This is a genomic window from Burkholderia sp. KBS0801, from assembly GCF_005937855.2.
GTDB classification, from domain to species: Bacteria; Pseudomonadota; Gammaproteobacteria; order Burkholderiales; family Burkholderiaceae; genus Burkholderia; species Burkholderia ambifaria.
This window is the reverse complement of record NZ_CP042179.1, coordinates 1,036,521-1,060,811: the sequence shown is the minus strand read 5'-3', so window position 1 is coordinate 1,060,811 and position 24,291 is coordinate 1,036,521. Positions and strand designations below refer to the sequence as shown.

Annotated in this window: 19 protein-coding genes; 13 read left to right on the top strand and 6 right to left on the bottom strand. The window is 67.8% G+C overall.

From position 1 onward, the window contains the following. Nucleotides 1-4 precede the first annotated feature (4 nt). Nucleotides 5-976 (top strand): sulfonate ABC transporter substrate-binding protein, encoded by a 972-nt coding sequence (locus FFI87_RS34370; RefSeq protein WP_138850740.1) that lies wholly within the window; start codon nt 5-7, stop codon nt 974-976. A gap of 106 nt (nt 977-1,082) precedes the next feature. Here the strand turns inward: FFI87_RS34370 and FFI87_RS34365 are convergent, their stop codons facing one another. The 3 genes from FFI87_RS34365 to FFI87_RS34355 form a co-directional block, all read right to left on the bottom strand. Beyond that, entirely contained in the window at nt 1,083-1,796 is a 714-nt protein-coding gene (locus FFI87_RS34365; protein ID WP_138850739.1) for a dienelactone hydrolase family protein, read from the bottom strand. Between the two features lie 311 nt (nt 1,797-2,107). Next, nucleotides 2,108-2,419, bottom strand: a complete 312-nt coding sequence (locus tag FFI87_RS34360) for a DUF4148 domain-containing protein (protein ID WP_012372115.1) — start codon at nt 2,417-2,419, stop codon at nt 2,108-2,110. Between the two features lie 413 nt (nt 2,420-2,832). After that, nucleotides 2,833-3,798 (bottom strand): GlxA family transcriptional regulator, encoded by a 966-nt coding sequence (locus FFI87_RS34355; protein WP_138850738.1) that lies wholly within the window; start codon nt 3,796-3,798, stop codon nt 2,833-2,835. Between the two features lie 226 nt (nt 3,799-4,024). Between FFI87_RS34355 and FFI87_RS34350 the strand changes: the two genes are divergently transcribed. The 5 genes from FFI87_RS34350 (at nt 4,025) to FFI87_RS34325 (ending at nt 8,422) form a co-directional block, all read left to right on the top strand. Then, nucleotides 4,025-4,666: an HD domain-containing protein gene (locus FFI87_RS34350; RefSeq protein WP_138850894.1), complete on the top strand. Its 642-nt coding sequence runs from the start codon at nt 4,025-4,027 to the stop codon at nt 4,664-4,666. A 326-nt stretch (nt 4,667-4,992) separates the two neighbouring features. After that, the gene (locus tag FFI87_RS34345) at nt 4,993-5,448 is read left to right on the top strand and encodes an antitoxin Xre/MbcA/ParS toxin-binding domain-containing protein (RefSeq protein WP_138850737.1); all 456 of its coding nucleotides are present in this window, start codon (nt 4,993-4,995) and stop codon (nt 5,446-5,448) included. Continuing rightward, a complete protein-coding gene (locus FFI87_RS34340; RefSeq protein ID WP_138850736.1) occupies nt 5,445-5,924 on the top strand; it encodes an RES family NAD+ phosphorylase in 480 nt (159 codons plus the stop codon). The genes FFI87_RS34345 and FFI87_RS34340 overlap by 4 nt, the downstream gene beginning before the upstream one ends. Before the next feature lie 342 nt (nt 5,925-6,266). Next, nucleotides 6,267-6,944, top strand: coding sequence for a heavy metal response regulator transcription factor (locus FFI87_RS34330; protein WP_006759651.1), 678 nt, complete (start codon nt 6,267-6,269; stop codon nt 6,942-6,944). After that, nucleotides 6,941-8,422 carry a heavy metal sensor histidine kinase gene (locus FFI87_RS34325; protein ID WP_138850735.1) on the top strand — a complete coding sequence of 494 codons (1,482 nt, stop codon included), beginning with the start codon at nt 6,941-6,943 and terminating at the stop codon, nt 8,420-8,422. Before FFI87_RS34330 ends, FFI87_RS34325 begins: the two co-directional genes overlap by 4 nt. On the opposite strand, the gene FFI87_RS34320 is transcribed toward FFI87_RS34325, so the two are convergent. From FFI87_RS34320 to FFI87_RS34310, 3 genes are read right to left on the bottom strand one after another with little or no spacing between them, the layout of a single operon-like run. Next, entirely contained in the window at nt 8,403-9,896 is a 1,494-nt protein-coding gene (locus FFI87_RS34320; RefSeq protein ID WP_138850734.1) for an efflux transporter outer membrane subunit, read from the bottom strand. The two genes, FFI87_RS34325 and FFI87_RS34320, sit on opposite strands and share 20 nt — an antisense overlap. Nucleotides 9,897-9,926: 30 nt before the next feature. Next, nucleotides 9,927-11,294 (bottom strand): efflux RND transporter periplasmic adaptor subunit, encoded by a 1,368-nt coding sequence (locus FFI87_RS34315; RefSeq protein WP_138850733.1) that lies wholly within the window; start codon nt 11,292-11,294, stop codon nt 9,927-9,929. A 49-nt stretch (nt 11,295-11,343) separates the two neighbouring features. After that, nucleotides 11,344-14,574, bottom strand: a complete 3,231-nt coding sequence (locus FFI87_RS34310; RefSeq protein WP_138850732.1) for an efflux RND transporter permease subunit — start codon at nt 14,572-14,574, stop codon at nt 11,344-11,346. Nucleotides 14,575-14,842: 268 nt separating this feature from the next. Between FFI87_RS34310 and FFI87_RS34305 the strand changes: the two genes are divergently transcribed. The 7 genes from FFI87_RS34305 to FFI87_RS34270 all read left to right on the top strand — a co-directional run bounded on the left by FFI87_RS34305 (nt 14,843) and on the right by FFI87_RS34270 (nt 24,268). Then, entirely contained in the window at nt 14,843-15,124 is a 282-nt protein-coding gene (locus tag FFI87_RS34305) for a DUF4148 domain-containing protein (protein WP_012372107.1), read from the top strand. Further along, nucleotides 15,121-15,396, top strand: coding sequence for a hypothetical protein (locus FFI87_RS34300; protein WP_138850731.1), 276 nt, complete (start codon nt 15,121-15,123; stop codon nt 15,394-15,396). Before FFI87_RS34305 ends, FFI87_RS34300 begins: the two co-directional genes overlap by 4 nt. A 328-nt stretch (nt 15,397-15,724) precedes the next feature. After that, the gene (locus FFI87_RS34295) at nt 15,725-17,713 is read left to right on the top strand and encodes a gamma-glutamyltransferase family protein (RefSeq protein WP_138850730.1); all 1,989 of its coding nucleotides are present in this window, start codon (nt 15,725-15,727) and stop codon (nt 17,711-17,713) included. Between the two features lie 94 nt (nt 17,714-17,807). Continuing rightward, nucleotides 17,808-18,230, top strand: a complete 423-nt coding sequence (locus tag FFI87_RS34290; protein ID WP_138850729.1) for a hypothetical protein — start codon at nt 17,808-17,810, stop codon at nt 18,228-18,230. A gap of 246 nt (nt 18,231-18,476) precedes the next feature. Then, nucleotides 18,477-19,016 (top strand): hypothetical protein, encoded by a 540-nt coding sequence (locus tag FFI87_RS34285; protein WP_138850728.1) that lies wholly within the window; start codon nt 18,477-18,479, stop codon nt 19,014-19,016. A 527-nt stretch (nt 19,017-19,543) separates the two neighbouring features. Beyond that, nucleotides 19,544-20,794, top strand: a complete 1,251-nt coding sequence (locus FFI87_RS34275) for an exonuclease SbcCD subunit D (protein WP_138850726.1) — start codon at nt 19,544-19,546, stop codon at nt 20,792-20,794. 3 nt (nt 20,795-20,797) lie between these two features. Then, nucleotides 20,798-24,268: an ATP-binding protein gene (locus tag FFI87_RS34270; protein ID WP_138850725.1), complete on the top strand. Its 3,471-nt coding sequence runs from the start codon at nt 20,798-20,800 to the stop codon at nt 24,266-24,268. Nucleotides 24,269-24,291 lie beyond the last annotated feature (23 nt).

The following is a 24,291-nucleotide window of genomic DNA, read 5'->3' as shown; positions in this document are numbered from 1 at the left end:
CATCATGGCAGATCGACTATCCAGATCCCGCCGCCGGCTCATCCAGGCCGGTCTGGCGCTCACTGCCGGCGCTGCCGCCCAGCCGCGCTTCGCGCTCGCTGCCGCGGCTGGCGCACGCACGTTGCGCATCGGCTATCAGAAAGGGCCGCTCAGCCTGCTGAAGGCGAGAGGCACGCTGCAGGACAAGCTCGCGACGCTCGGTGTGAACGTGACATGGACCGAGTTCCCGTCGGGGCCGCCGCAGCTCGAAGCGCTCAATGCGGGGTCGATCGACTTCGGCGATGTCGGCGAGGCGCCGCCGATTTTTGCGCTCGCCGCGGGTGCGCCGCTCGTCTACTACGCGCAGACGCCGGCAGGACCCTCGACCGAGGCCGTGGTCGTCGCGAAGGATTCGCCGGTCAGGACCTTCGCGGATCTGCGCGGCAAGCGCGTCGCGCTCGTGAAGGGATCCAACACGCACTTCCTGCTGGTCCGCTTGCTGCAGGCCGCGAAGCTCGACTTTGCGGACGTCAAGCCGGTCTGGCTGTCTCCGTCCGATGCGCGCGCCGCGTTCGAGAACCGCTCGGTCGATGCGTGGATCATCTGGGATCCGTTTCTCGCCGTCGTCCAGCAGACGTTGGGCGCGCGCATCGTCGCGGATGGCACGGGGCTCGTCGAGAACCGCAGCTACTACTTCGCGTCGCGCACCTATGCGCAGCGCAATGCCGACGTGCTGGGTGTGGCCGTGTCCGAGCTGACGACGGTCCAGCGATGGCTCGATGCGAATCGCGCGCAGGGTGCGGCCGAGTTCTCGAAACTGTGGGGCATTCCGGAGCCGGCCGTGGCACTCGCGTTCCGCCGTGCGCGCTTCGGCGTCGAACCCGTGACGCGCGAGACGCTCGCGTACCAGCAGCACATCGCGGACGTGTTCTATCAGGCGGGTATCCTGCCGAAACGCGTGGACGTCAGCGCGGCGGCGCCGCCCACGCTCGCATGACGAATTCGTAGCCGCAAACGACAACGCCACGGATGCAGGTCCGTGGCGTTTCGCTTTGCGTGCATCGCTGCACGGCAGCGGCAGGTGCCTGCTGTCTGCTGCGGTATTACTGCTGCTGGTCCCAGAGCGTGCGCCCGAAGAACGTCAGCGTGCGATCCCACGCGATCTGCGACCACACCGGATCGAACTGCGTGCCGCCGATGCGGCCGGGGCCGACGGCCGTTTCGTTCGCGAACGCGTGATGCGCGAGATAGCGGTGGAATTCGATGTCGACCTTCGCATCGGTCAGCTTCTTCTCCAGCGCATCGACCTGATCGATCGCGAAGAACGCATCCTGGGTACCCCAGTGCCCCATCAGCGGCACCTTGATCTTCGACGGATCGAGGTAGTCGAGCGGAGGGAAGCCGTACCACGTGACGCCGGCATCGACATCGGCGAACTGCAGCGACAGCAGCGTGAGTGCGCCGCCCATGCAGAAGCCGGTGACTGCCACGCGCGACGTGCGCGTCTTCAGATATTGCACCGCGCCCGGAATGTCCTGAGACGCGGCGTCGCCGAAATCGAGGCCGGTCATCAGGTGGTGCGCTTCCTCCTCCTCGACCGTCGACTTGCCGCGATACAGATCGGGCACGAGCGCGAAGTAGCCGCAGCGCGCGAGGCGATCGGCGACGCCGCGGATCTGGTCGTTCAGGCCCCACCACTCCTGGACGACGACGACCGCGGGTGCACCGTCGGTCTTTTCCGGTGTCGCGAGGTAGCCCTGCAGTTCCTTGCCGTCGGGGCGGCGAAACGTGATCATGGAACCGGATGTTTGAGACATGAAACCGCTCCTTTTCGAAAAATGCGATGAGTGCGGCATCGGGTCGGCCAGCGAGCGCGGTATGCCCGGTGACTCGAGGTTTCGCTCGCGTTCGCTTCGGCCGGCGCCGACCACGCGGCCATTCTATGCGCAAACGCCGGCCGTCTGCGTGACGGTTCCGGGCAGCGGCCGCGCCGCGCTCGCGCATCGATCGCGCGGCGTGCAGCGCGCAGGTCGGAGGCACCGAAAACGAAACACCCCGCCCCGATGGACGGGAGCGGGGTGTTTCGTCGGCAGCGCGCGTATCGAAGTACGCGCCGCGTGCGTCGGTCTTACTGACCGAAATAGACCGAGTCGCGAGCGGTCTGCTTGACCGCGATCACGCGGCCTGCGCGCACGCCGGCGGCGGCTTGTGCGCCGTAACCCGTTGCGTCGCTGTTCGTCACACGTGCCTGCGCGGTTTGCAGCGCATTCGGATAGTGGGCGTCGGACGCCTCCGGCTTGTAACCGGCTTGCTCGAGCTGCACGAGTTCCGCGCGGACCTGGGCGCGCGTCAGTTCGCCCGACGGGTTCGACTGGGCGAACGCGCCAACGGATGCGGTAAGGGCGGTGGCAGCGGCGACTGCGTAGATGAACGACTTCATGGTGACCTCCGGTTTTCGTAGATTTCGCGCTTCGCTTGTTGCGTTCAGCGGTTGATTGCATCGTAGCGATCGCGATACGGGTCGGAAATAGGCGTTCCAGCGAATAATTATTGCAACTGGGTAAACGATTGGCGGGAAAGCCGCGTTTTGTCTGAAGATTATTGGCGTGTCGGTGAACATTCGCGGGACACGATTGGCGGTGCCGAATCAGGAGCCGGCGCGATCCGGGACAGAGGTGTATTGCAACCGCACGCCGACCTCGGTCGGTCGAAGGATCAATTAAATCGGATAACGAAGCATTGTTTGCGGGCACGGAAGTGCGTTCGTCCCATCGCTGTGCATTCCCGACCGACGCCGCCTTTTCACGCACCGATGCCAGTATTAACGCCGCATCGTTGCGCATACCGCGTCACTCACTCGTCGATGACCGACTGTCGTTTCCGGTATTCGGCAGGCGTGATCCCGACATGCTTAGCGAACGCCCGTCTGAGCGTATCGACATTCGCGAAGCCGCATTTCGCGGCGACCTGCTTCGGCGTGTCATGTCCGTTTTCGAGCAGTTGCCGGGCCGCGGAGATGCGGGTCGCTTCGACCCACGCGGCCGGCGTCATGCCGACCTCCGTGCGAAAGAGCCGCGCGAAGTGGCGCGGGCTCATGCCCGCATGCTTCGCGAGGGCCGCCACCGAGTGTTCGAGTTCAGGATGGCTGGCGATCCAGCGCTGGACTTCCTGCAGCACCGAGCGCCCCGCTGGCCGCGCCTCGCCGCTGCGGCTGAACTGAAGCTGCCCGCCCGGACGCTTGAAGAACATGACCAGTTGCGCGGCGACGCGCCGCGCGATTTCCCGGCCGAGATCCTCCTCGACCAGCGCGAGCGCGAGATCGAGGCCGGCCGTGACGCCCGCTCCGGTGCGCAGCTTGCCGTCGCGTACGTACAGCGCATCCGGTTCGACCGTAAGCGACGGATACGCATCGGCGAGCGCGTCGGCGGCGGCCCAGTGCGTCGTCAGGCGTCGTCCTTTCAGCAGGCCGGTCGCCGCGAGGATGAAGGCGCCGGTGCAGATCGAGCCATACCGCTTGCTGTGCATGGCGGCCGAGCGCAGCCATGCGAGGACGTCGGTTCGCAGCGCGACGCCGGCGGCATGCGGCGCACCGGCGACGAGCAGCGTGTCGAGGCGATCGGGAATGTCGGGAGCGATCCAGTCGGCCAGCAATTGCGCGCCCGATGACGTGCGGATCGGCCCCGACTCGCTCGCGATGATCCGCAGCGTATAGAAAGGCTTGCCGCATTCGACGTTGGCCTGGGCGAATACGTCGAGCGGCGCGGAGACGTCGAGCAGTTGTACGCCCGGTACCGCGAAAATTCCCACGACCTTCGGCATGTTCGGTTGCGTGTTGTATCGATGTGTCGAGCTTGACGCGTAGGAGTATAGACGCGCGATGCGAGGTGACGAGCGGGACATCGGCGCGCACTTCGCGGGCACGATTCGAGGGTTCCGGCGGCGATGGCCGTCGATCGAGTGAAATGGCGGAATTTGGCGTAATACGTTGATTGATGCCAAACCCGGGCCTCCCGAAAATGGTTGCTGTCTTCAATGGAGGTCGATCATGACTGTGAACGTCGCCGGCATCACCGTTCCCGATAGCCAACTCGCTCGCGAGATCACCGAACTCGTACGGGATACCGAATCCGAGTTGTTGTTTCATCATTCCAGCCGCGTCTACTACTTCGCCGCGCTCGCGGGGCAGCGCCGCGGGCTCCGCTACGATCCCGAGCTGCTCTATTGCGGCTGCATGTTTCATGACATGGGGCTCACGCATCGGCACAGCAGCGCGTCCGAACGATTCGAAGTGGACGGCGCCAATGCCGCCCGCGATTTTATGAAGAGCAAGGGCATTTCGCAGCAGGACATCGACATCGTATGGACAGCGATCGCGCTGCACACCACGCCGGGCATTCCGAAGCATATGCATCCGGTCGTCGCGCTCGTCACCGCAGGGGTCGAGATGGACGTGCTGGGTCTTGCATATCAGGAGTACAGCGACGTCGAACGAGACGCCGTCGTCCGAGCGCATCCGCGCACGCCGCATTTCAAGGAAGACATCATCCAGGCGTTCTACGACGGCATCCGGCACAAGCCGGACACGACGTTCGGCAACGTGAAGGCCGATGTGCTGGCCGACAAGGATCCACATTTCCATGCAGGCAATTTCTGCAGCGTAATCCGATCGTCGGCATGGGCGGGCTGATTGGCATCGGCGCCGGGCAGGGCATCGGAGGGAGGGCGCCCGGGGCGGCGCACGTCGCACTTACCGATCGCTATTCCTTAGAAAAATTGTTACGTGACAACCCCATCACGTCGGTACAGACCTTCATATCCTGAATTTCACTGCCTCGGCTCCTGCGCAAACCGTCGATTCCCAGCCCGCGGCAACGTGTAATGGGGCCGGAGTGGTGTGCCGAAAGCCCCGGCCGACGAGCCCGCGACGACGCACGATCGAACCCGCGACGACAAGAACCCGCCCGCCTTCGGCAAAACGCCTATAATGATTGGGCAAATTGCCGGAGAAGCATCATGAGCACGATCGCGTTCCACCCTTCGGGCGTCGCGCACCCGCGCCAGGCCGAATTCACGATACTCGAGCAACTGCTCGCGATTCGCGTGCGCTCGGGCGCCGATCTCGCCGAGCTGGCGAGCGCGCGCGTCGACGTCGCGGTGATCGATCGCCTGTCGGAGCGCGGCCTGAAGTCGGACGAACTCGCCTTCATCATCCCGCGACGCACGTTGAGCCATCGCCGCCAGGCGCACGAGCGCCTGTCGCCGGAGGAATCCGACAAGGCGATCCGGCTTGCGCGCATCATCGCGCAGGCGACGGCCACGTTCGGCGACCAGGACAAGGCGATGGCGTGGCTGCGCAACGGGCTCCAGCGCTTCGGCGGCCGCACGTCGCTCGACATGTCGAGCACCGAGCACGGCGCGCGACTCGTCGAAGAGGCGCTCACGCAGATCGACGAAGGGTATTTCGCTTGACGACGCTGTGGCGGATCAGCAATTACGCCGATCTGAAAGGCATCGGCGGCTTGCGGGCCGGCGGGCGCTGGCATTTTGCCGGGCAGCCCGTCGTCTATCTCGCCGAGCATCCGGCGCTCGCGCTGCTCGAGACGCTCGTCCACTTCGAAATGGCCACCGTCGCGCAATTGCCGAGCGGATACCAGTTGCTGCGCGTCGAGGTGTCCGAATCGGTGGACGTTGCCGAGATCGCGGAAGGCGATGCGCCGACCGACTGGCGGGAGAACATCGACTGGACTCGCAGCGCCGGCACCGAGTGGCTGCACACGCAGCCGAGCGCACTGCTGCGCGTACCGAGCGTCGTCGTGCCGCACGCGCACAACTTCCTGTTGAATCCGCTGCACCCGGCCGCATCCGACGTCCGCATCGCGGAAGTCATGCAGTCGCCGTACGACAGCCGGATTCTGCGGCTGGTCCAGTCGAACAAGAGCGAATAGGGCGCGTTGCGCACCGCGCATGTGAAGCGGCAGGAACATGTCGTTCATTGCGCCGCCGCCGCGTGGTGCGGGAAACGGTAGCGCCAACGCGGGCGCACTCGCCGAGAGCCACCGCCATCGCGCCAGCAGCCCTTTACGCGGGAAGCGAATGTACGGCGCAGACCTCGGCATGACAAATCGCCGCCGCGTCGTCACGACGTGCGCAATGCCGCGACAGTCACCACGCTGACCCTCCGATTACATTTTCGTAATCGAGCCATGCCGCCGGTCGGCGAAGCCTTTCGCCCGCCGGTTTCCCGGTAACATCGCTGCATATTCCAACCGAATGCGATGGAGTCGAGCATGCGCATCCTGATAGTCGAAGACGAACCGAAGACGGCCGCGTACTTGAAGAAAGGCCTCGAGGAATCCGGCTTCAGCATCGATCTTGCGAAGGACGGCGCGGAAGGGCTGATGCTCGCGCAGGAAGAGAACTACGACGTGATCGTGCTCGACGTGATGCTGCCCGTGCTCGACGGGTGGGGCGTGCTCAAGCGCCTGCGCGACACCCACACGACGCCCGTGCTGTTCCTGACCGCGCGCGACGATGTGCAGGACCGCGTGCACGGTCTCGAGCTGGGCGCCGATGATTACCTCGTGAAGCCGTTCGCGTTCGTCGAACTGCTCGCTCGCATCCGCACGCTTGCGCGCCGCGGGCCACCGCGCGAGACCGAGCGCATCGTGGTCGGCGACCTGGAAATCGACGTCGTGCGCCGCCGCGTGAAGCGCGGCACGGTGCGGATCGACCTGACGCCACGCGAGTTCTCGCTGCTGCAGTTGCTCGCGCGTCGGCAAGGCGAAGTGCTGAGCCGCACGCAGATCGCGTCGTATGTCTGGGACATGAACTTCGACAGCGACACCAACGTCGTCGAAGTCGCCATCCGGCGACTGCGCGCGAAGATCGACGATGCGTTTCCGGTCAAGCTGATCCATACGGTGCGCGGCGTGGGCTACGTGCTCGAACCGAAGGACGGTGCATGACGCTCGGTCGATCGCTTGGCGCGACGCTCGCGCTCGCGTTCGGGGCGACGATGCTCGCGGTCTTCGCGCTCGTCGGCACGTACGTGTATACCGGCCTCGAGCGGCAGGTGAGGACGCAGGACGATCTGGACATCGTGCTTGCCGCACGACACACGCGCCGGCTCGCGGGCGAACTCGATTCGCTCGACGCCGTGCGCGCGCACGCGGACCGGCTGACGAGCCAGGTGCTCGGCAATACGGCACTGTCGATGGCCGTGGTCGACGAGCGGGGCAACGTGCTCGCGCGGCACAACGTCAAGCGGACCGAGCGCGAGGATCTGCCGCCGGCTGCGTCGGGCACGGCGTCGCCCGCACCGCCTGCGTTGCCCGATGCCGAGCTGTTTCCGCCCCACGCGACGCCGGTGCCGGCGGCCGAACGGATCACGGTCGACCGGATCGCGACATGGAGTGCCGACGGCGGCACGCCCGTGCGCGGTGTCGTTGCCGGCGCGATGCTGCGCGACGGTACGCAGATCCGCATCGCGATCGCGCGCGACATGAGCGATCGCGCCGAACTGCTCGACGGCTATCGCGACAAGCTGAAGCTCGCCGGCGGGCTCGGCGCGCTGTGCGCGATGCTGCTCAGCTACTGGCTGATCCGCACGGCGCTCGCACCGCTGCGCGAGATCGTCGCGAACACCGGCCAGATCACCGTCGACAAGCTCGACGCGCGGCTCGATGCCGCGCGCGCGCCGCGCGAACTGCGCGCGCTCGTCGATGCGCAGAACGCGATGCTCGGCCGCCTGCAGCAAGCTTTCGGACATCTGTCGCAATTCAGCGCCGATCTCGCGCACGACCTGCGCACGCCGCTGAACAACATGCGCGGCGCGACCGAGGTGGCGCTTGCGCGGCCGCGTTCGCCCGGCGAATACCAGGCGCTGCTCGAATCGAATCTCGAGGAATACGACCGTCTCGCGCGGATGATCGAGAACGTGCTGTTTCTCGCGCGCGCCGAACACCCGACCTTCGTGACGCGGCAGCGCGCATTTGACGTGCACGACGAGCTGACGCGCATCGCCGAATACTTCGAAGGGCTCGCCGATGAAGCGGGTTCGACGCTGCGTGTTGACGGGCACGGCCAGCTGACTGCCGATGTCGAACTGTTTCGCCGCGCGGTCGGCAACCTGCTCGCGAACGCGCTGCGCTATACGCCTGCGGGCGGCGTCATCGCGCTGAGCGTCGATGAAACGGCGGACGCGGTACGCGTCGTCGTCGAGAATCCGGGCGAGCCGATCGATCCCGCGCTGCTGCCGCGCATCTTCGACCGGTTCGTGCGCGGCGACCCCGCGCGCAGCGGCGGCGTGCCGGGCGGCACGGCCGGGCTCGGGCTCGCGATCGTGCGCTCGGTGATGGAGCTGCACGGCGGCACCGCGCGCGTCGAAAGCGATGCGGCGGGCACGCGGTTCATCCTCATCTTCGTCAGGAATCCTGCGTCTTGATCGCCGTGCCCGATCCGGCGGTGGAAGCGGCGATATCCGCGCCCGCGTGCCAGCCGCCGCCCAGCGCCTTCAGCAATCCGACCGCAGCTTCCATCCGGCGCGCGGCGATCTGGTCGGCCTGACGCCGATTGGTCAGCGCGATCGTCTGCGCGGTCACCACGTCCAGATAACTGACGGCGCCGGCATTGAAGCGATTCGTCGTCAGCCGCAGCGACAGGTCGGCCGCGTCGGTCGCGCGCTGTTGACTGGCGGCTTCGGACGCGAGCGCATCGAGCGCGGACAGTTGATCCTCCACCTGCTGGAATGCGCCCAGCACGGTCTGCCGATAGTCGGCGACCTCGCCATCGTACTGCGCGTGTGCGCCGCGCAGCGTCGCGCTGCGCCGGCCGCCGTCGAACAGCGTGCCGACGAGTTGCGGGCCGAGCGACCAGAACAGGCTCGGCGCGGTCAGCCACGGCGTGAAGAATCCGCTTTCGAGCCCTGCGCTCGCCGACAGCACGAGGTCGGGGAAGAACGCGGCGTGCGCTTCGCCGATCTGTGCGTTCGCGGCCGCGACGCGACGCTCGGCAGCGGCGATGTCAGGCCGTCGTTCGAGCAGTTGCGACGGCACGCCGGCCGGAATGGCCGGCACGTCGAACGCCTGAACGCGCGGCGGCAACGCGAACGTCGACGCGTTCTCGCCGACGAGCGTCGCGATCGCATGCTGCAACTGCGCACGCGACGCGTCGATGTCGGTATCCTGCGTGCGCGTCGCTTCCAGTTGCGTTTCGGCTTGTGCGACGGCAGACGCATCGATCGCGCCGGCCGCGAGCTGCTGTTGCAACAGCTTCAGCGCATCCGCATAGGCCCGCACCGTGTCGTCGAGCAGCTGCTTTTGCGTGTCGAGCGAGCGCAGCGCGAAATAGTCGGTCGCGAGTTCCGCCGTGACCGACAGCTTGACGGCTTGCAGATCAGCCGCGCTCGCGTCCGCGTTCGCCTGCGCCCCTGCCACCGCATCGCGCACGCGGCCGAACACGTCGGGTTCCCAGCTTGCCGCCACGCCGAGCTGATGGTCGGGTGTCGTCTTGCCGGCGAGTGACGAACCCAGCTTGTTCCGCGATATGCGTGAACGGCTTTGCGCCACGCCCGCCGTGACTGTCGGCAGAAAGCCCGCATGCTGGTAGTCGACCGTCGCGCGCGCTTGCTCGAGGTCGGCAACGGCTTTCTTCACGGTCTGGTTCGACACGTCGACGCGCGCTTCGAGCGCGTTCAGATCCGCATCGTTGAACACGGTCCACCACGCGCCGCGCGACGCGGCATCGGCCGGCGCCGCGACTTGCCAACCCGGTTGCGCGGCCGGCGCGCCGGCATAGTGCGTGGGCACCGCGACGGTCGGCGGCGAATAGGGCGGCAGCGTCGAGCAAGCGGCCAACGCGGTGACAACGCCGAGCGCGACGACACGGCGGGCGAACGGGAGTGGGTGAGGAAGGCGCATGGCGGAAATCTCGCAGGTAGGCATGGCGGGTCAGGTACGGGCGTTCGAGGTACGCGCAACGGGCGCGGAGGCGGGCACGGACGTCGCCGCGCGTGGCGCTGACGGCACGCCGCTTGCCGTGGCCGATTGCGCGGCCGGCAAAGCCGCTGGCACCGCGCCGTGCTCGACCGACACGATCTTCACGGTTTCGCCGTTTGCGATCGAATCGCCCGGGTTGTCGATCACGCGATCGGTCGCGCCGAGCCCCGCGACGATCTCGACATGCGTGCCGAAATCGCGCCCGATCTGCACGGTCTTCAGCGCCGTGCGTCCATTCGCGTCGACCGTGGCGACCGTCACGCCGTTCGGCCGGTACAGCAGCGCACTGACCGGCAGCTCGAACGCAGGCGCCGCGCTCGGCACGAGCAGATGCGCCTGCGCATACGCGCCGGGCAGCAACGCGCCATCGCGATTGTCGACGTCGATCTCGACGCGCAGCGTGCGCGTGACCGGGTCGATCGCGCCCGCGCTGCGGGCGACGTGCGCGGCGAAGCGCCGCCCCGGATACTGCTGCGTGGTCAGGTAGACGGCCGTGCCGGTGGAGACGCCGGCCGCGCTGTCCTGCGGCACGTCGACGAACACGCGCAGCGTGTCGGTCTGCTCCAGATGGAACAGTTCGCCCGACAGTCCGGGGCTGCCCGGCGTGCCGCCCGCCGTCACGAGCGTGCCGACGTCGACATTGCGCGCGGTGATCACGCCGTCGAACGGCGCGGTCACGGATTCGAACGATACGAGCTCGTTCAGATGGGCGGTATTGGCCTGCGCGGATGAGAGCATCGCGCGCTTCGCGTTCATGTCGGCCACCTTCGTGTCGGTATCCTGCTGCGACACCGATTGCGTCTTCAGCATGTCCTGCCAGCGCTGCGCGGTGGATTTCGCATAGTCGTAGTTCGCTTGCGCCGTTGCCGCGTCCGCGCGCGCCTGGCGCAGTTGCGCGTCGAGGTCGGGCGCGGTGATCTGCGCGAGCGTTTGCCCGGCCTTCACATGCGTGCCGATGTCCGCGCTCCAGTGTGCGATGTAGCCGCTCGTGCGCGCGTAGATCGACGCTTCCGCATACGGCGTCACGGCACCCGGCAGCGTGAGCGTCTGGTCGGCCGGTGCGGCGCCGGGCTGGATCACGGTCACCGGCAGCGCCTGCTGCGCCTCCACCTGGTGACGCTGCGCGGCGCGCGCGTCGATGCGCGGCACGATGCCGATCGCGAGCAGCGCGGCGGCGACGGCAATTGCGGCAAGCGGGACGGTCAGCTTGCGACTGCGCCGGGGCGGCGGCGTTTCTGGTGCGGCGCCGCGCGCGGCACGTTGCATCGTTTCCGATTCGGCAGCCGGCGGCGGGGCGAGAGGTTCGGTCGTGTCGTTCATGATGAGTTCGATGTCGGGCGAGTCGTGGGGAATCGGGATGCGTGCTTGATCAGCGCATCACCGGCATGTCCTGCGCGCGGCGGGCGTCGGCCGCTTCGCGGCGTCGGTCGAGCCACGCGTGGATGAAGCCGAACAGCACAGGTACGAACAGCAGTGTCGACAGCGTGCCGAACGCCAGCCCGCCGATCACCGCACGGCCAAGCGGGGCATTTTGTTCGCCGCCGTCGCCGAGGCCGAGCGCCATCGGCAGCATGCCGATCAGCATCGCGAGCGCGGTCATCACAACCGGACGGAAGCGGCTGAATCCGGCCTCGAGCGCGGCCTGCCACGGTGATGAGCCGCTCGCGATCAGCTCGCGCGCCGCGTTGACGACGAGGATGCTGTTCGCGGTCGCGATGCCGATGCACAGGATCGTGCCGGTCAGCGCGGGCACCGACAGCGTGGTGCGCGTGACGAACAGCATCCACGCGATGCCGGCGAGCGACGCGGGCAGGCCGCCGACGATCACGAGCGGGTCCAGCCACGACTGGAAGTTGACGACCATCAGCAAGTAGACGAGCGCGATCGCGATCGCGAGCCCGCCGAGCAGCCCGGCAAACGATTCGTGCATCGCCTGCACCTGACCGCGCAGCACGATCGACGAACCGGGCGGCAGTTGCGCGCGCGCATCGTCGACGAGCTTCGTCACGTCGGCCGTGACGCCACCCAGATCGCGCCCCTGCACCGACGCGAAGATGTCGAGCACGGGCTGCACGTTGTAATGCGACACCACGGCCTGCTGCGTCGCGCGCGAGAACGCGCCCAACGCGCCCAGCAGGTTCTGTGCGGGCGCGCCTGCGGCCGGACCGCCGGCGGGCGTCTGCGGCGGGCGCGCGGCACCCGTCGGCAGCGGTATGTTCGCCAGCGCCTGCAGCGAATCGACCGAATACTGCGGGGCCTGCACGATCAACGGGTAGCTGACGCCGTTGCGCGGATCGAGCCAGAAGTTCGGCGTCGTCTGCGAACTGCCCGACAGCGCGATCAGCAGATTCTGCGCGACGTCGCGTTGTTCGAGGCCGGCCTGAATCGCCTTCGTGCGGTCCACGTCGACGTTGATCGCCGGCTCGTCGCCGGGCTGCTGGATGCGCGTATCGACGAGGCCGCGCACGCCGCGCAGCTTGGCAAGCAGCGCATTCGCCACCGCGCGGTTCTGGTCAAGTTTGTTGCCGACGATCTGGATGTCGACCGGCGCGGGCAATCCGAAATTGAGAATCTGGCTGACGATGTCGGCCGGCAGGAACGCGAACGTGACGCCCGGGAACGATTGGGCGAGCAGGTTGCGCAGCTTCGCGACATACGCTGCCGTCGGCGCGTGGTTCGGCTTCAGCGTGATGTTCACGTCCGCATCCTCGGTGCCGATCGGGTCGGACGAGTCGTACGTGAGGTTGATCCCGCTCACCGGCACGCCGATGTTGTCGAGCATGCCGGCCAGCTGGTTCGCCGGAATCACGGTCCGGATGCGCGCTTCCACTTCGTCGGTGAGGCGCGCGGTTTCCTCGATCCGCGTGCCGGTTGGGGCGCGCAGATGCAGACGGATCTCGCCCGTGTCGACCGACGGGAAGAAATCCTGGCCGGCGAATGCGAACAGGCCGGTCGATGCGGCGCACGCGAGAAGAAACGCGGCCGCGAAACGGCGGCGATTCGAGATCGCCGCGGACAGCAGCGCGCGATAGCGCAGCCGGACCGCCTCGAAGCGCCGTTCGAACGCGGCCTGGAATCGTGCGATTCGCGCGAACACGCCACGCGGCGGGCGGCCTTGCCCCTTCGCGCGCATCAGGACCATCGCGAGCGTCGGCACCAGCGTGCGCGAGAAGAAATACGACGCGACCATCGCGAAGATCACTGCTTCGGCCAACGGCACGAACAGGTAGCGCGCGACGCCCGTGAGCATGAACATCGGCACGAACACGATGCAGATCGACAGCGTCGACACGAAGGTCGGCACGGCGATTTCGCCCGAGCCGGTCAGAATCGCGTCTTCCAGCGGCTCGCCGCGTTCGAGATGATGCGTGATGTTCTCGATCGCGACGGTCGCGTCGTCGACGAGTATCCCGACCGCGAGCGCGAGCCCGCCGAGCGTCATGATGTTGATGGTCTGGCCGAGCGCGCCCAGCGCGAGCAGCGACGTGAGCACGGCCAGCGGAATCGATACGGCGATGATCAACGTCGCGCGCCAGCTGCCGAGGAACAGCAGGATCATCAGCGCGGTCAGGCAGGCGGCGATCAGCGCTTCGCGCACGACGCCCTGGACCGCCGCCTTCACGAACACCGACTGATCGCCGAGCGCGGAGATGTGCAGCGCTTTCGGCAAGCCGGCCGCGATCTTCGGCAGCATCGCCTTGACCTGGTCGATGATCGTCAGTGTCGACGCGCTGCCGGTCTTCTCGACGGTCAGCAGCGCCGCGCGCTTGCCGTCGACGCGCACGATGTTGGTCTGCGGGGCGTAGCCGTCGCGCACGTGCGCGACGTCGTGCACATAGACCACGTTGCCGTCGATCGTCTTGACGGGCAGGTTGTTCAGCGCGGCGACCGTCTGCGTGCTGCCGTTCATCTGCACGTTGTACTCGCGCGTGCCGATCTTCGCGGTGCCGCCCGGCAGGATCAGGTTCTGCGCGTTGATCGCGTTCACCACGTCGATCGGCGCGAGCCCCTTCGCCTGCAGCGCGCGCGTGTCGAGGTCGACGACGATCTGGCGAATCTTGCCGCCGAACGGCAGCGGTACCGCCGCGCCCTGCACGGTCGCGAGCTGTGTGCGGATGAAGCTGTTGCCGAGGTCGTACAGTTGCTGTTCGGCAAGCGTGTTGCTCGACAGTCCGAGCTGCAGGATCGGCACCGTCGACGCGTTGTACGTGATGATGTTCGGCGGCAGCGTGCCGGGCGGCAGAATCCGCAGGATCGACGCGGAATTGCTCGCGGCTTCCGCGATCGCGCGATTGATGTCCGCGCCGGGGTGGAAGAAGATCTTCACGACCGACACGCCGTTCAGCGACTGCGATTCGATGTGCTCGATGTCGTCGACGTCCGACGTCAGCGCGCGCTCGTAGTTGGACGTGATGCGCTTGGCCATGTCCTCGGCGGAAAAGCCGTTGTACGACCACACGATGCTGACGACCGGAATGTCGATGTTCGGGAAGATGTCGGTCGGCATGCGCAGGATCGCGAGCGGTCCCGCGATGAAGATCAGCAGTGCGAGTACGACGAAGGTATAGGGCCTGCGCAGCGCCAGCCGGACGATCCACATGATTTTTTCCTCGAAGCAGGGCATGGGTGCCGCATTCGATGCGGTGAGCATGCAGTCTGCTGGCGCGGCGTTGACCCGATGCTGACCTGAACATTACGAAACTGTTATCCGGGCGCGGACGACGGATTTCAAAGTTGTCATCTGGCGGTCAGCGTGGGGTACGGGTCGATCGCCAGAATGGACGTGTCAGGCGGCGAATCGCGATTGCGGTCACGCCGGCGGCGCATCGACGATGCGTCTTCATTGAACCGTTCTCGGGAGTCTCATCATGAATCGCAAACTGATCGCAGCCGCACTGCTCGCCGTCGTCGTCGGAACGCCGGTCGCCGCTTTCGCACAAACTTCGTCGTCCGGCGTGACCCGTGCGGAGGTAATCGCCGATCTCGTTCAGGCAGAGCGCGACGGCACCGTGCCCACGTCGAACTCCGACTATCCGCCGAGCGCGGCGACGGTCGCACGCAACCGCGAGCTCTACGCGATCGCGCACGGTGACCCGCGCACCGCCATGGCCGCCGCGGCAACGACCGTATCGACCGCGAGCGCGCAATGAAGCGGGGGAACGCGACGAAGCTCCGTTCCCGGATGGTGGTCGCCGCGCTGCTCGCGGCGACGGCCATGCCGGCCCTTGCGCGCGGGCAGCCGGAATTGCCGAGCGACGACGGCGGCCGTGCGAGTGTGCTGCGCGAGCTCGATCCGACGCGGGTGTCGGATGATGCGCGGTCGCGCACGGCATCCGCCTCCGCCTCCTCGAATGGCGGCGGCAATGCTGACAGGAATACCGCGACCTGGCGGGTGCGAGCCTCGCCGAGCGCACAGGGGTGATCCGGGGTTTGAGTTCGAGACCATTTCACGCCCGTACGTCGAAGTCGGCGCGACAGTGAGCCGCGGCGGTGTAGTCCTGTCGCGCGTCGCCTGTCACCCGGTCAAAAAGATGTCGTGCGGATTGGCACGGAAGACCGGCGGCATAACCGCCGGCGCCGTCTAGCAAGCCCGTGCTTGCTGCGCCGCCGATGCGCCGCTCACATCGCATCACTTCCTTATTGCGGAAAAAAATCCGGTCATGGGACTATCGAAAGCGTTGTCCGCCCGCCGAGGGGCGGCGCCGTCAGCGTGACGAATGCGCAACGACCTACGAGAATCCCGAGAGACCATGAACAGAACCGCGCTTTTCCCGTACGTGTCCGCACTGGTCGCCGCCGTCCTGATGACGGCGTGCGGCAGTGACGAAATCGAAAGCAACGCGGGCGCCACGTCGCCGCCTGCGCCCGACACGAGCTGCCTCGCGATCGACAGCAGCGGCTCGACGGTCGTCGTGGGCTCGAACCAGCCCGGCGATCCGTCGCTGCCGGAAGCCTCGTCGGGCTACCGCACCGGCATGAAGCCGGTCTACGCGAAGCGGTACCTCGTGGCCACCTCGAACGCGTATGCAAGCGCGGCCGGTTGCGCGGTGCTCAAGCGCGGCGGCACGGCCGCCGATGCGGCGGTCGCCGTGCAGGCCGTGCTCGGCCTGACGGTGCCCGAGGCGACTGGCCTCGGCTCGGGCGGCGTGCTGCTCTACTACGATGCGCGCGCCAGGACGCTGCAGGCGTACGACGGACGGGAAACTGCGCCGGCGGCGGCAACGGAGAACTACCTGCGCTATGTCGACGACCAGAACGACCGGTCGGCGCCGCAACCGAACGCGCGTGCAAGCGGCCGTTCGATCGGCACGATCGGCGTACCGAGGCTCATCGAGGCGTTGCAGCAGGATCACGGCAAGCTGCCGTGGCAAGGGCTGTTCGGCGACGCGATCACGCTCGCGAACAACGGCTTCCCGATCGGCGGCCGGCTGGCCGATGCGATCGCGTTGAACGCCGCGAACCTGAAGCGCGATCCCGAGGCCGCCGCGTATTTCCTGAAGGCGGACGGCACGCCGAAAACGCTCGGCACCGTGCTGAAGAACCCGGCTTACGCGCACACGCTGACGCTGATGGCGCAGTCCGGCGCGAACGCGCTGTACACGGGGCAGATCGCGCAGGACATCGTCACGAAGATCGCGACGACGCAGGGCGCCGACGGCTCGACGATCACGCCGGGCAAGACCACCGTCGCCGATCTGGCCGCGTACCAGGCGAAGCGTCGCGACCCCGTGTGCACGACCTATCGCAGCTACTGGGTATGCGGGATGCCGCCGCCGTCGTCGGGCGGTATCGCGGTCGCGTCGGCACTCGGCATTCTCGAGAACTTCGACCTCAAGTCGCTGAAGCCGACGGCGATCGATCTCGAAGGCGGCAAGCCGACCGTCGCCGGCGTGCACCTGATCACCGAAGCCGAGCGGCTCGCGTATGCCGATCGCGACAAGTACGTGGCCGATACCGATTTCGTGCCGCTGCCGGGCGGCACGTGGGACACGCTGCTGAACAAGCCGTACCTGAAGTCGCGTGCCGCATTGATCGACACGAACCACAGCATGGGCACCGCGCAGCCGGGCAATTTCGGCGCGGTGCCGCTCGGCGTCGACACGACGCTGATCGAACACGGCACGAACCAGTTCACGATCGTCGACGCGGACGGCAGCGTGCTGAGCGCGACGACGACCGTCGAGTCGAGCATGGGCTCGTTCCACATGACCAACGGCTTCCTGCTGAACAACCAGCTGACCGATTTCTCGGCGAACCCGCTCGACAGCGCCGGCAATCCGGTGGCGAACCGCGTGCAGCCGGGCAAGCGGCCGCGCAGCTCGATGGCGCCGACGATCGTGTTCGGCACCGCCACGGACGGCTCGCGCGGCGATTTCGTGATGGCCACCGGTTCGCCGGGCGGCGGCACGATTCCGCAATACGTGGTGAAGACGCTCGTCGGCGCGCTCGACTGGGGGCTCGATGCGCAGCAGTCGGCGGGCCTCGTCGACTTCGGCGCGAGCAACAGCCCGACGACCAACATCGGCGGCGAGCATCCGAACATCAATGCGGCGAACAACGGCGCGAACGATCCGCTGATCGCGGGGCTCGTCGCGCTCGGGCACAAGGTATCGACGTCGGCGCAGGCGAGCGGCGTCAACACCGTGATGCGCGTGACGGTCGGACAGTCGCCCGCGCTGCAGGGCGGCACCGATCCGCGTCGCGAAGGCGTCGTGCTCGGCGACACGTTCAAGCCGTAAGCCCGCGGTAGCGGAGAATGGCGTGCGGCTCCTGTCTGCCGGTCGCGGCGGATACGGTGCGGCACGTCGCCGATGCCGAACGTGAAAGCGGCGCATGGCGGCAACGATCGATGAAGAGAACGGCCACGCATCGTGGCAAGGGGCCGCCGTGACGAACGCGCATCTGCTTGAAATGGACGCCGTCCTGTCGGCCCCGGGTTTTTTCGATTTCCTCGGCGACCTCGATTGCGATCGCGCGCTGGCCAGCCGCGACGCGGAGCCGTTCGACGCGCGCTGGATGGCGGCGTTCGACGAAGTCGACGGCGAACCGGGTGCCCCGCTCGACAAGCAGGCGGTGGATGCGCTCAGGGAAAAGGCGTTCAGGCTGGCGTTCCGCGCATCGGGGAATGCCGACATCGCGGCGTGCGTGTCCGACGACATCGAGCTGATCGCGCGAAGCCGTTCATCGGGCCGCACCGACGGCTGGCCGACCGAGATTCTTTGGGACGCCTACAGGAATGGCCGCTTTCCCTGCTAGCCGACGCGTTGCGCCCGGCGCACCGATGCATGCCATCGGACGGCGCCAATCACGGGCCGATTTCGATGTTTGTCAAACAATGTGAGTCAATCGTCAGCATTTGCAACGGAAGTAACAGTCCCCGCAATTCGACGGTTTTGGGCGTCGGCGCCGCTACATTAGCTCCACCTGCCGCACGTCGCGGTGAGGCATGCGACCAGCCGCAGAACGCGGCCCGCAGCAACAACGTCTTTGGGGAGAATGACCATGAACAAGATTCGCACGATTCTGCTTGGCGCCGCGCTGACGGCAATCGCATCGGCGGCTTTCGCACAAACGGCCCAGACGGGCGCTGAGGGTTCCGCCGGCGTCGGCGCACAAGTCCAGACGCCGCTGCTCGGCGGCGGCGTGGGCGTGCAGGCTGGCGCGGGCGCCAATGCCGCAGGCTCGGGTGCGGGCGCAGGCAATGTCGTCGGCGGTGCGCTGAACGGCGTGGGCAAGACGGTCGGTAGCGTCGGCTCGGCGGCCGGTAACGCGGTCGGCGGCGCGACGCAGGCAGTCGGCTCGGCCGCCGGTTCGGCGAAGGACGCGGCGGTATCGGCCACGCACGCGACGAAGTCGCACGTGAAGCACGTCGCGAACTCGGCGAAGAGCCATGCGCAAGGCGCGGTGTCGACGGCGGGCGATGTCGCCGGCGGCGCGAAGGCGAAGGCCGGCGAAGCGCTCGACGGCGCGACGAACTCGGTGCAGGGCGGCGCATCGGTCGGCGTGAAGGGTTCTGCATCGGCGCAAGGCGGCGCGCTGTAAGCGACCTGCTTCCCGCACAAGCCCGGCCCGCTTCGATGCGGGGCCGGGCTTTTTTTATTGCTGCGCCGCGCATCGTGACCGGAAATGGATGCCGCGGACCGACCCGGTGGTCCGTGTACGCTCTGCCCATTGCCTGCACGCCATGCTTAAATAGCAGGGCTCCCGGTCGCCGGCCCTCCCGGCGTGGTCGGGTAACATGCCGAGGCATCACGAATTCGAAGTACGGCGAGACGGCGAACGTCGGTGTGATTGGCGTCGCATTGTCCGCGCGGAAGGAAAGCGACGACGAAGCGCTGCGTCGCCACGCGAAGCCGTTCCCGGGCCACGACAATAGCTTTGCACTGCCGCCCGTGTGCCCGCGCGGCGAGTGACGCGGCGCGACGAACATCTCCGTCGTCGGCGCGCCGGGCCGGCGCTCGCTTTCAGGTACCATCCCGACCCGCTGGCGACGGGCGGCCGTGCCCGGCGTTCGATCGCGCACGATGCCGGTCGACATCGCCCCTTCGTCATGAAACAGAGGAATCTTCGTGAAGTTCATCCACGCGGCAGACATTCACCTTGACAGTCCGTTGCACGGCCTGAGCGCGTATCCCGACGCGCCGGCCGCGCAGTTGCGCAACGCGTCGCGCGAGGCGCTGCGGCAACTCGTGGATCGTGCGATCGAAGAGGAGGTTGCGTTCCTCGTGATCGCCGGCGACCTGTACGACGGCGACTGGAAGGACCACAACACCGGCATTTTCTTCGGCCAGCAGATGGGCCGCCTGCGCAAGGCCGGCATTCGCGCATTCGTGCTCGGCGGCAATCACGATGCCGAAAGCGAGATGACGAAGAAGCTCACGTTGCCCGACAACGTCACCGTGTTCGGCCACCGCAAGCCGGAAACCCACCGGCTGCCGGAGTTCGACGTGGCGCTGCACGGGCAGAGCTTCAAGGACAAGGCCGTCGTCGACAATCTCGCGATCGGCTATCCGGACCCGGTGCCGGGTCACTACAACATCGGCGTGCTGCACACCGCGCTCGAAGGCTATGCTGCGCATGCGAACTATGCGCCGTGCACGCTGGCGGAGCTGCACGCGAAAGGCTACGACTACTGGGCGCTCGGCCACGTGCACGAGTTCCAGCACTGGCCGGGGCCGTCGACCGTCGTGTTTCCCGGCAACCTGCAGGGCCGCCATATCCGCGAGACGGGCCGCCGCGGCGCGGTGCTCGTGACGATCGAGCAGGGGCGCACGCAGATCGAACGTCTGTATCTCGACGTGCTGCGCTGGGAAGCAGTGTCGGTCGACGCGTCCGATTGCTTCACGGTCGCCGACCTGTCGAGAAAGATCGGCCAGTCGCTGGAGGCGCTGCTGAACGTCGATGGCCACGTGCCGCGCGCGGTGCGCGTGACGGTCACGGGGCGTACGCCCGCGCACGGCCTCTTTTTCGGGCGTGCGCCGCAATTGCGCGCGGAGGTGCTGAACCAGATCGGCATCATCGGCAACGAACGGCTGTGGCTGGAGAAGGTCCGGCTCGCGACGTCCGCACCCGAGCAGCCGCAGGGCGAGAGCGAGCAACTCGAGGCGCTGGAGGATCTCAAGCAGATCCTGGCCGACGCCGCGCACGATCCGGATTTCCTCGCGCTGCTGGAGCGCGACCTGAAACCGTTCATCGGCAAGGTGCGCAGCGACGTGAAGGAGGAGGTGCCGCTGCTGACGATGGCGCGCGCCGGCGAGCTGACGGCGCTGGTCGAGCAGGTCGGCCCCGCGTTGCTCGCGCGGCTGGCGAGGGGGGAATAAGCGATGCGCATCAGCCAGCTCGATCTGATCAAGTACGGCAAGTTCACCGACGAGACGCTGCGCTTTCCGTCGGCCGGCCAGGATTTCCACGTGATCGTGGGGCCGAACGAGGCCGGCAAGTCGACGATCCGGACGGCCGTGTCGGAACTGCTGTTCGGGATGAAGCTGCAGACGCCGCTCGACTTCCTGCATGCGACGCCCGAACTGCGGATCGGCGGCGTGCTGGAGAGCGGCGCCGGCGCCCTCGCATTTCATCGCGCCCGCGGGCGCAGCCCGCTGCGCACACCCGCCGACGACAAGCTGCCGGACGACTATCTGAACGCCATCCTCGACGGCGCGACGCGCGAATTCTTCGAGCAGATGTTCGGGCTCGACCACGGTCGGCTCGTCGACGGCGGCCGCAGCATACTCGACGCGTCCGACAAGCTCGGCCAGGTGCTGTTCGAATCGGCGGCGGGCGTCGGCACGCTCGGGCCCGTGCGCGAGGAACTCGACGCGCGCGCGGGCGAGCTATGGGCGCCGCGACGCAGCGGCAGCGCGTTCGCGCAGGCCGAGACATTGTTCAACGAGGCGGTCGGCGAACTGAAGGCCGTCCAGGTGCGCACGCGCGACTGGGTCGATCGCAAGGAAGCGCGCGATGCGGTCGAACAGGAGATCGAGCAGGCGCGCGCGGAGCAGCGCCGTCTTGAAGCGCTGCGCTCGAAGCTCGAGCGCGTACGGCGGCTGGCACCGTATCTGAAGGAATTGACGATCAAGGAAGCGGCGCTTGCCGAACTGGGCGCCGTCGTCGAATTGCCGCCGACCGCGTACGCAGATCTGCTGAAAGCACAAGGCGACCTCGCGGCCGAACAGAAGGTGCTCGAGGAGCGCCGTGCGGACCTGCTCGCGAAACGGCAGGCGCGCGATGCGATCGATCCGGATGCCGACGCGCTGGCGCACGAACGCGACATCGAAGCACTCGACCGGTTGCGCGGCGCCTGCATGAATCACGCACAGGATCTGCTGTTGCTCGGCGCGGACGTCGAGCGGCATCTGTCCGCCGCCTGTTCCGCCGCGGCTCAGCTCGGCTGGCCGACCGACGAGGCGTCGCTGCGCGCGGCACTGCCGAGTGCGCTGTCGCTGAAGACGGTCGCGAACCTGTTGCGCGATCACGGCGCGCTGCATCAGGCGCTGGCCGGCGCGCGCGAATCGCTCGACGAGCGCACGCAGGAACTCGCGCAGGCGCAGGAACAACTGGCGCGCCTGTCGACGGTCGATGTGCCGGAAGTGCTTCGCGCGGCGCTTGCCGACGCGCAGGGCTTTCGCAGCAGCGGCCAGCGCGAACAGGCGCTCGAACGCGACATCGCCGCCGCGGAGCGCGCGCTCGCCGATGCGCTCGATGCGCTGGGCCAGTGGCGCAAGCCGGTCGACGCGCTGCGGATGCTCGATGTGCCGTCGACGGCGCGGCTCGGCGCGCTGCTCAACGAAGCAAGCGAGCGCGCGAGCGCGGCGGCCGCCGCACGCGATGCGCGCGACAGCGCGCAGGAGGAACTCGAGCGGCTCGAATTGCAGGAGAAGCATTTCGCCGAGACCCACAAGGTCGTCACGACCGCCGAAGTGCTGGCGGCGCGTGCACGCCGCGACGGTGCGTGGGGCGACATCCGCAGCGGCGCGGTCGATGTCGCAACGGGCGCGCCGGCCGTCGACGATGCGATCCGCCTCGCCGACGAACTCGTCGATGCGCAGCTCGGTGCCACGCAAGCGGCGGCGACATTGCAATCGCTGCGTCAGCAGGTCGAGTCCGCCCGTGCCGTATTGACGCGCCGACAGACGGCAGTCGACGAGCGCGAGCGCGAGCTCGCCGCGCACCGCGACGCCTGGTCCGACCTCGCGGCGACGGCCGGCGTGCCCGGCATGCCGCTGGCGGCGATGGGCGACTGGCTCGCGAAGCGCGACGTGGTGTTTGCCGCGCAACTCGAGCTTGACCGCCAGCGCCGCGAATTCGAGACGATCCGCGAAGCGCGGGCCGGCGCGGAAGCTGCGTTGCGTACGGCGCTGCGCCTGGTATCGCGCGGCAGCGACGCCGACGGGCTGGCTGCGCTCATCGCGATCGCCGAGACGTTCGTGCAATCGGCCGAGAAGACGCTCGCGCAGAAGGACAGCCTGGAGGACCGCGCGCGCGAAGCCGAACGCGGATGCGCGACGGCCCGTTCACGCGCCGGCCAGGCCCAGGCGGCCTACGATGCGTGGCAAGCGCAATGGCGCGACGCGCTCGCCGACGCGAAGCTGTCAGCGAATGCGGTGACGCTGGCTGCGGCGGAGGGGGCGCTCGGGCTCGCGAATACGGTGACGGCCGAACTCGCCGGCGCCGAGGCGCCGCGCAACCGGATGGCCGCGATCCGCGCGGAGCTGGCGGCGCTCGAGGCAGGCGCACGGCGGCTCGCTGAAGCGCTCGAGCCCGCATGGCTGGCGAGCGGCGACTGGCTGGACGTTGCGCGCCAGTTGACGATGCGCGCGGCGGCCGCACGGGAAACCGCGCGCGCGATCGATCGTGCCGACGAGGCGGTGCGGCAGGCCGACGGCAAGGTCGCCGATGCGGCCGCCGCGGTGGCGGGTGCGGATGCACGCATTCAGCCATTGCTGCAACTGGCCGGCGTCGCGTCGATCGACGCGGCGCTGCCGCTGGCCGAGCGATCGGATCGGCAGCGCCAGCTTCGGCAGGCTGTCGATGCCGCGAAGGAGGCGCTGGTGCGCGATGGCGACGGGTTGTCTCAGGCGGCCGTGGAGGCCGAGATCGCGGAACAGGACATCGCCGACGTGCCCGCGCATCTCGAAGCAGTGAAGCAGGCGCTCGGCGACGTCGGCAAGCGGCTGAACGCGCTCGCGCAGCAACAGGTCGTCGCGCAGCAGGCGTTCGGCGCGATCGACGGCCAGGCAAGCGCGGCCGTGGCCGAGGCGAAGCGGCAGGAAGCGCTGGCCGCGATGGGCGACGCGGCCGAACAGTATCTGGAAGCGGCGGCCGCGAGCCGTCTGCTGAAGTGGGCGACCGACCGCTATCGCGACCAGAAGCAGGGGCCGATGCTGCGCCGGGCGGGCGAGATTTTCGCGGGGCTCACGCTCGGCGAATTCGCGCGGCTGACCGTCGACACCGAACGGACGCCGCCCGCCCTGTACGCGCGGCGCACGAAGGGCACGTCGGTCGAGGTCGCGGGCCTGAGCGAAGGCACGCGCGACCAGCTGTTCCTCGCGCTGCGGATCGCGGCGCTCGAACTGCAGCTCGCCAGCCGGACCGCGCTGCCGTTCGTTGCCGACGATCTGTTCATCAACTTCGACGATGCACGTGCGAAGGCGGGGCTCGAGGCGCTGCGCGATCTGTCGACGCGAACCCAGGTGCTGTTCCTGACGCACCACGATCACCTGCTGCCGCTCGTGCGGGACGTGTTCGGCGCGCAGGTCAACGTGGTCGCGCTGCAGCGCGAGCCGGCCGGCGCATGACGCCGGGCGGCCCGATGTTCCCG

What these genes read in the sequence shown, in the direction of transcription:
- FFI87_RS34370 (WP_138850740.1), top strand. Translation starts at nt 5, where the DNA reads ATGGCAGATCGACTATCCAGATCCCGCCGCCGGCTCATCCAGGCCGGT.
- FFI87_RS34365 (WP_138850739.1), bottom strand. Translation starts at nt 1,796, where the DNA reads ATGTCTCAAACATCCGGTTCCATGATCACGTTTCGCCGCCCCGACGGC.
- FFI87_RS34360 (WP_012372115.1), bottom strand. Translation starts at nt 2,419, where the DNA reads ATGAAGTCGTTCATCTACGCAGTCGCCGCTGCCACCGCCCTTACCGCA.
- FFI87_RS34355 (WP_138850738.1), bottom strand. Translation starts at nt 3,798, where the DNA reads ATGCCGAAGGTCGTGGGAATTTTCGCGGTACCGGGCGTACAACTGCTC.
- FFI87_RS34350 (WP_138850894.1), top strand. Translation starts at nt 4,025, where the DNA reads ATGACTGTGAACGTCGCCGGCATCACCGTTCCCGATAGCCAACTCGCT.
- FFI87_RS34345 (WP_138850737.1), top strand. Translation starts at nt 4,993, where the DNA reads ATGAGCACGATCGCGTTCCACCCTTCGGGCGTCGCGCACCCGCGCCAG.
- FFI87_RS34330 (WP_006759651.1), top strand. Translation starts at nt 6,267, where the DNA reads ATGCGCATCCTGATAGTCGAAGACGAACCGAAGACGGCCGCGTACTTG.
- FFI87_RS34325 (WP_138850735.1), top strand. Translation starts at nt 6,941, where the DNA reads ATGACGCTCGGTCGATCGCTTGGCGCGACGCTCGCGCTCGCGTTCGGG.
- FFI87_RS34320 (WP_138850734.1), bottom strand. Translation starts at nt 9,896, where the DNA reads ATGCGCCTTCCTCACCCACTCCCGTTCGCCCGCCGTGTCGTCGCGCTC.
- FFI87_RS34315 (WP_138850733.1), bottom strand. Translation starts at nt 11,294, where the DNA reads ATGAACGACACGACCGAACCTCTCGCCCCGCCGCCGGCTGCCGAATCG.
- FFI87_RS34310 (WP_138850732.1), bottom strand. Translation starts at nt 14,574, where the DNA reads ATGTGGATCGTCCGGCTGGCGCTGCGCAGGCCCTATACCTTCGTCGTA.
- FFI87_RS34305 (WP_012372107.1), top strand. Translation starts at nt 14,843, where the DNA reads ATGAATCGCAAACTGATCGCAGCCGCACTGCTCGCCGTCGTCGTCGGA.
- FFI87_RS34300 (WP_138850731.1), top strand. Translation starts at nt 15,121, where the DNA reads ATGAAGCGGGGGAACGCGACGAAGCTCCGTTCCCGGATGGTGGTCGCC.
- FFI87_RS34295 (WP_138850730.1), top strand. Translation starts at nt 15,725, where the DNA reads ATGAACAGAACCGCGCTTTTCCCGTACGTGTCCGCACTGGTCGCCGCC.
- FFI87_RS34290 (WP_138850729.1), top strand. Translation starts at nt 17,808, where the DNA reads ATGGCGGCAACGATCGATGAAGAGAACGGCCACGCATCGTGGCAAGGG.
- FFI87_RS34285 (WP_138850728.1), top strand. Translation starts at nt 18,477, where the DNA reads ATGAACAAGATTCGCACGATTCTGCTTGGCGCCGCGCTGACGGCAATC.
- FFI87_RS34270 (WP_138850725.1), top strand. Translation starts at nt 20,798, where the DNA reads ATGCGCATCAGCCAGCTCGATCTGATCAAGTACGGCAAGTTCACCGAC.